The sequence below is a fragment of the Anabaena azotica FACHB-119 genome (assembly GCF_014697625.1).
GTDB classification, from domain to species: domain Bacteria; phylum Cyanobacteriota; class Cyanobacteriia; order Cyanobacteriales; family Nostocaceae; genus Trichormus; species Trichormus azoticus_A.
On sequence record NZ_JACJSG010000029.1, the window covers coordinates 95,924 to 102,056 of the forward strand.

General features: G+C 40.9%; 6 protein-coding genes. 4 read left to right on the forward strand and 2 right to left on the reverse strand.

The window, feature by feature from the left end; genetic code table 11:
• The first annotated feature begins 253 nt into the window (after nucleotides 1-253).
• From H6G83_RS20775 to H6G83_RS20785, 3 genes are all read left to right on the forward strand, one after another.
• On the forward strand, nucleotides 254-496 hold the full coding sequence (locus tag H6G83_RS20775; protein WP_190475785.1) for a hypothetical protein: 243 nt from the start codon (nucleotides 254-256) through the stop codon (nucleotides 494-496).
• Nucleotides 493-882, forward strand: coding sequence for a type II toxin-antitoxin system VapC family toxin (locus H6G83_RS20780; protein ID WP_190475787.1), 390 nt, complete (start codon nucleotides 493-495; stop codon nucleotides 880-882). Before H6G83_RS20775 ends, H6G83_RS20780 begins: the two co-directional genes overlap by 4 nt.
• A 265-nt stretch (nucleotides 883-1,147) precedes the next feature.
• Entirely contained in the window at nucleotides 1,148-1,297 is a 150-nt protein-coding gene (locus tag H6G83_RS20785) for a hypothetical protein (protein ID WP_190475789.1), read from the forward strand.
• A 50-nt stretch (nucleotides 1,298-1,347) separates the two neighbouring features.
• On the opposite strand, the gene H6G83_RS20790 is transcribed toward H6G83_RS20785, so the two are convergent.
• Nucleotides 1,348-2,841, reverse strand: a complete 1,494-nt coding sequence (locus tag H6G83_RS20790) for a carotenoid oxygenase family protein (RefSeq protein ID WP_190475791.1) — start codon at nucleotides 2,839-2,841, stop codon at nucleotides 1,348-1,350.
• A 122-nt stretch (nucleotides 2,842-2,963) separates the two neighbouring features.
• Entirely contained in the window at nucleotides 2,964-4,343 is a 1,380-nt protein-coding gene (locus H6G83_RS20795; protein WP_190475793.1) for a folate/biopterin family MFS transporter, read from the reverse strand.
• A 577-nt stretch (nucleotides 4,344-4,920) separates the two neighbouring features.
• Between H6G83_RS20795 and H6G83_RS35985 the strand changes: the two genes are divergently transcribed.
• On the forward strand, nucleotides 4,921-6,133 hold a 1,213-nt coding region (locus tag H6G83_RS35985), incomplete at its 3' end, for a calcium-binding protein (RefSeq protein WP_277876383.1).

Here is a 6,133-nt window from a genome sequence, read left to right on the forward strand (position 1 = left end):
GTTTTTGTTACATTTTTATTTTAATTTTTTGATATTGAAGGAGGGTGTCAAAATATAGGATCAATTAGAGGCAGCCAGTGAGAATATATACCAGTAGCCACATAGGTTAGGACATTGATGAATCACAAAATCTGGTTGAGGAGGAGCTAAAGAGATAATGTAATAAATTACTTTCTTACAAAAGTATTTAATTAGATAATTACATTATTAAAACTGTAACTCAGACTGAAAACCCTGCTTACTGTGTTGAAATATGAATGCTCACAAGGTAGAAGTCGTTTTAACTGAAGATGGAACTCTGACGCTACAGGGTTTACCTTTTCATGCTGGGGATGTTGTGGAAGTGATTATTCTGGAAACGAAAACTCCACAGCATCAAGCCCAACAGTTACCCCAATCAAGTAGAAATCCTTATCCTTTGCACAACACACAGCCATACCGTTATGACGACCCCACAGAACCCGTCGCTTTAGAGGACTGGGAAATTTTGCAATGATTATACTTGACACTCATATTTGGGTTTGGTGGGTACAAAATGATTCACGACTGACCAAACAACACCAACAATGGTTAAAAGACTATGAGTCTGATGGTTTAGGAATCAGCATTCTTTCATGCTGGGAAGTAGCCAAATTAGTAGAAAAAAACAGACTGATTTTACCTTTGGCTATTGATAAATGGCTAGAAGTTGCCTTAGCCTACCCTGGCGTACAACTATTAAATTTATCCCTGCCGATAGTAATTGATTCAACTCAATTGAGTGGCTTCCATAGCGTTCCCTTTGACCAACTTATTGTGGCTACAGCCAGATTTTATAATTGTCCTTTGTTAACTGCTGACAACAAAATTCTTAACTTCAATGGTGTGCGAACGCTTAATTAGTAAACTATTAAAAAAACTATTAAAATCAACAATTAAATAGGAAAATCAAACTAGAAGTGAGATGTTCCATTAAATTTATTGAAATAAGCATAATTTAGTGAATTTTTCTTGGTTATAGGGAACAGTTATTGATAGTATAGGCGATCGCCAAACGCAAAATAATCTCACAGCATCAACAACAATATTGGCTGGGCTAGTATTAGAGCAAGAGGTAATTCAGCGTTTACTCAGGAGAGATACGATGCGCGAGTCGGTAATTTAGCAAATGATTAAAGACGAAGGCTTAGAGGAAGGAAAACAGGAAGGTAGCCAACAAAAAACGCAGGAAATAGCCCTCAACTTGATAGCAGAAGGCATGGCAATTGAGGCGAACACCTACGGTGGGCTTGCGCCAACGCTCGCATTACTGGTTTAACAGTGGAAGTTGTGCAACAATTACAACAGCAAGGCTGAGACTCACTTGAGTTAAATAAACACCTCTGGGGTAAAGTTGCCGTGAAGACCGTAGGGTACATGATGCTTGAGATGTAGCCTTGCTACAGGCCCTTTATCAAAATTACTGGCATCCAAAATTACCACATCCGAACGATGATGAGCCGCATCATAAACTAAAGCCAGTATCCAACCATCATCTTCGTTTTCTGCACCCGGACGGGGAACAAAGACAGGTTCACCCATAAAACCGCGAGGTGCAGCACTCCAAAGTTGTCTTTCCCCAGACTCTAAGTCTATTTTCAATAATGCTTGCAATGGTGCATTTCCACTAGCTGCATGAGCCGCACCGATATATAAGTATCGGTAAGAACGACCTACATAAGCAGGATGGATAGTAGGAAACTCACAACAACGAGCCTCAATTAACTTGCGTTCTACTGTGCCATTCTTGAGGTTAAGGTAAAAACGCCACAGTTGTCCAGGTGCGATCGCCTCAAAATCCACTTGACGAAAATCACTTGCTGGCTCTACTCCTGGTAAAGAATCGTAGCAAATAGAGTCTACAAAAATTTCCTCTCCCACAGCAAAAGCATTAATGTGATGGAAAATGAAACCCGATCCCACTTCTAATATTTTGACTTCCTTTTGTCCTAGTTGAGGAAAACGGGGAATTACAATAATTTTTGTGGGCTGCTTTGGCTGTACTTGAATACATTCCCCAGCACCGCGTAGTCCTAACACAAAAGGTATGGGGTTAAAAGTAACAGGATTTTGAAAGAAAATACAGTAATTAGGGGTAATGGCAAAATCGTGAATAAAACAAAACCCTGGCACATTATGAGCTTGCTTCCTCACAACCTCACCTGCGAGATTTAGCTCAAAAATAGTAATTGTAGTAGATAATCCTGGCTTAATGGAAAAATTAACTAAGCAAGGTGCGCCATTATCTTGTTCACAACTAGGGTCAAAACGAGGATGAGCGCCAAAAGCTTCACCTTCTGACAAAACACCATTAAAATATTCTCTACCCACTGTTTCCAAAGTTTTGGGGTCAAGGCGGTAAGGTTCCGCAGCTTCCCACAAAGCTAAAAGTTTATTACCCCAATAAATAACGTTGGTGTTAGCAATATTTTTTATTTTGAAATCAAAAATATTAGCTAACCAACCACCAGGTTTTTGAGTACCAAAAACACCCCGATGCAGAATTTTACCAGCCTGTTTTTCCGCTAAATACCCTTCTGTATGCACAAAACGGTTGCGGTAATGAGCGCGTCCATTAACAAATGTGATGCGGCTAATCATCCCGTCACCATCAAATGGGTGATGTATGCTTTGCCCATTTACATCAAATAATCCTGGCCCATTTCTAAACAGAGTACCTCGCAATTCTGGAGGAATTTTTCCTTCTATATCATCAATCCAATAATCGAACTCCTGTGTTAAGGATTTATACCCCCCTTGCCAGTCTTCACGAGTATATGACTTTTGTAAAATGTCTTTTTCTTGAGTTTTGAAACTTTGCATATTTAAAAAGAGAGTAAGAGATAAAAAACTTTTCTCTCTGTGAATTGGTGTCTCTGTGGTAAAAAATTATTTAAACACAGAGGCACAGAGAGACAGAGGATGTGTCCTACAAAAGTGAGTCTTTATTCAGGTACTAAATTAGAGACTTGGCTATTAGCAGAATCTGGTAATAATACAGAGGTTTCATTGTCGGTATCATCGGACGGTAGCCATTGGAGAAAAGGTAATGGTAATAATGTGCTGAGGTTAGTAATTAATACCAAAAGCCAAAGTGAATCAAAGTTAGTTTCGGTAATTCCTAGCCAGTGCATGATGATGGCTCCCACTTCGTAAGAAACCATGCCTGCTAAATTGAAGACTGACATTAATAAGGCAAATAATGTCGCTTCTACACCAGGAGGGCAGAGTCTGGCAGATAATACCAACACTGGCATATAGGCGATTTGTCCCATGACGGTGAGAACCAAATTATCACCCAAACTAAACCAATGGTCGTCTATACCCAAGGCTCTGTTTGTATGTGTCACCAGTAGTAACATTGTCATTCCCAAGACTGTAGAAATGACTGTACTCCAACCAAAAATCAGTCGAAAGGAAACTGTTTTTAAGAAACGCTGAAAAATCCAAACACCAATTAAAGAGGCGAGGCTGGTAACTAAACGTACTCGCCCTAAAAATTCTGGTTCAAAGTGGAGTTCGTTGGTACTAAAGAAGAAAAAGGCGGCATCGGCTGTGGGTGTGGCTTGCCAGATGAAAATAAATGCTGTGGGTAGCCAAATACTTTTTTGTGCGAATGCTTGACGTAGTTGCTGTAGTTGATGCTTGACAGTGAGGAGATTGGTATTGTCTCCATCTTTACTAACGGGAGACTCAGCAATCAACCAAGCCACGCCTGAGACAATCAGGGGGAATGAGGCGGTAATCCAAAAGACGGTGCGGGTGGTGAAATGCTCAAGTAACAACCCGCTAAAATATGCTGTAATCAAGCCCCCAAAGGAAGAAGCACCCCAGCATAATGATTGCAGTGAACCAACATGAGCCACAGATTCTGCTCTGGCGCGTTCCACAACTAGCGAGTCAACTATGACATCACTGACTGCAACCGAGAGAGAACCGAGAGCGATCGCTAAAGCCGCCGCCCAGCTAGTATGAACTATTGTGGCTAAACTCACCCAAGAAATCGCCCCCAATATTCCCGATAGTACTAAATATGGTCGGCGACGGTAGCCAAATATCGGTAAGCCGTCTGAGATAAAACCAAACAACGGCTTAACCATCCAAGGTAAGGCCACAACCCCTAATAAGGCTGATACCTGTACAGGACTTAGCAATAATTCATCCTTGAGAAAAAAGCTGACGGCTAGCCGCGCCAACCCCAAAATTCCTTGGACAAAGTAGACGCTGAGAATGGCAATTAATTCGGCAGTAGGTTCATTACCGAAGAAAATCTGTTTTGTTACTGAGTCTTTGACCTTGGACAAGCCAGAGGAGTCAATCAGCATTTGATGAATATTCTTTAAGTTTTATCGACTTTTCTATCATATCTATTTCTGAAAGGATGGACTGCATAAATATTCTGTTTGCCAATTTATTGGCGAAAATCTAATCTACATATACTTAAGTGGTCATCCAAATTTCAGTATTTAATTTGTCATTAAATTTACCAAAAAAAAAGACTTGTTTACACAAGTTTTATATGTATCTATAGATTTTTATGAAATGATACTTTTTGTAACAAGTTTAATTACGCTTATAAAGCTAACTATTGCTTGATCTCGACCTAACACATTAAAAACTGTTCTCTCACAAGCTAGCAATACTCATCGAATATCAGAACTTACTCTGTGTAATTCATTGTGTTTCATGATGTATTTTCACAGGCTAAGTAATATTGCTGTGATTTATTAGATACACAAAACAGTCACAAGCAGAACTTAAGCAAAATTACTTGCAACTTCAAATTTTGCTTAACAGCAGTTAAACGAAGGTTTGTGCTTTAGGCATTTGAAATGAGCAATTAATTTTGATGGGGTAATTGAAACTCTTACCAAGCCAATTGAAGGAGTAGAAGTAAAATTCATGGCTAATATATTTGGAACATCCGGCAATGATTTTCTTGTCGGTACTTCTGGCAACGATCTCATCTTGGGTTTTGATGGCAATGATATCCTCAATGCTAGCCCTGGCAGTGATACCCTCAATGGTGGAGTAGGTGTTGATACTGCTGACTACAGCCAACTCAATACCAGCATCACTCTTAGTCCCTTCGGAGTAGTCAATAAAGGTGCTTTTGGTACAGACCAACTCGTAGGGGTAGAGACGATTATTGCCAATGCTTTGGTCGCCAATAACACCATTGATACCTCAACCGCAACTAGTGTATCCATCACCGCCAACCTGGAAACACAATCTTTGGTAGTTAACGGTTTTCCTGTTGGGCCGTTTAGAGTAGTTAACTTTGATAATGTCATCGGCACTAGCGGTAACGACTCCATCACTGGAGATAGCCAAAATAATGTTCTCTCTGGTGGGGATGGCAATGACACTCTCAATGGCGGCGCTGGTAATGATACCCTCAATGGTGGTAATGGCAATGATACCCTGGACGGTGGGTTAGGCGCTGACAGCCTCAATGGTGGTAATGGCAATGACACCTACTTCGTAGATAACGTAGGTGATGTAGTTATAGAAGCGACTAACGATGCACTCGGTGGTGTCGATACAGTTAATTCCTCGGTGAACTTCACCCTGGGATTTGGTTTAGAAAACCTGACATTGACAGGTTCTGCCAACATTAATGGTACTGGCAATAGCAATAACAACGTCATCACTGGCAACAGTGGCAATAACAGTCTGCTTGGTGGTGATGGCAATGATGTCCTTGACGGTGGCTTAGGCGCAGATAGTCTTAATGGTGGTAATGGCAATGACACCTACTTCGTAGATAACGTAGGTGATGTAGTTATAGAAGCGACTAACGATGCACTCGGTGGTGTCGATACAGTCAATTCCTCGGTGAGCTTCATCCTGGGATTTGGGCTAGAAAACCTAACATTGACAGGTTCTGCCAATATTAATGGTATTGGCAATAGCAATAACAACGTCATCACTGGCAACAGTGGCAATAACATTCTGTTTGGTGCTGATGGCAATGATACCCTCAATGGCAGTGCTGGCAGTGATACCCTCAATGGTGGAGCAGGTGTTGATACTGCTGACTACAGCCAACTCAATACCAGCATCACTCTCAGACCCACAGGAGTTGTCAACAAAGGTGCTTTTGGTACAGACC

Bases quoted from the DNA above. Each gene is read 5' to 3' on its own strand.
- H6G83_RS20795 (WP_190475793.1), bottom strand. From the start codon at position 4,343: ATGCTGATTGACTCCTCTGGCTTGTCCAAGGTCAAAGACTCAGTAACA.
- H6G83_RS20775 (WP_190475785.1), top strand. From the start codon at position 254: ATGAATGCTCACAAGGTAGAAGTCGTTTTAACTGAAGATGGAACTCTG.
- H6G83_RS20780 (WP_190475787.1), top strand. From the start codon at position 493: ATGATTATACTTGACACTCATATTTGGGTTTGGTGGGTACAAAATGAT.
- H6G83_RS20790 (WP_190475791.1), bottom strand. From the start codon at position 2,841: ATGCAAAGTTTCAAAACTCAAGAAAAAGACATTTTACAAAAGTCATAT.
- H6G83_RS20785 (WP_190475789.1), top strand. From the start codon at position 1,148: ATGATTAAAGACGAAGGCTTAGAGGAAGGAAAACAGGAAGGTAGCCAA.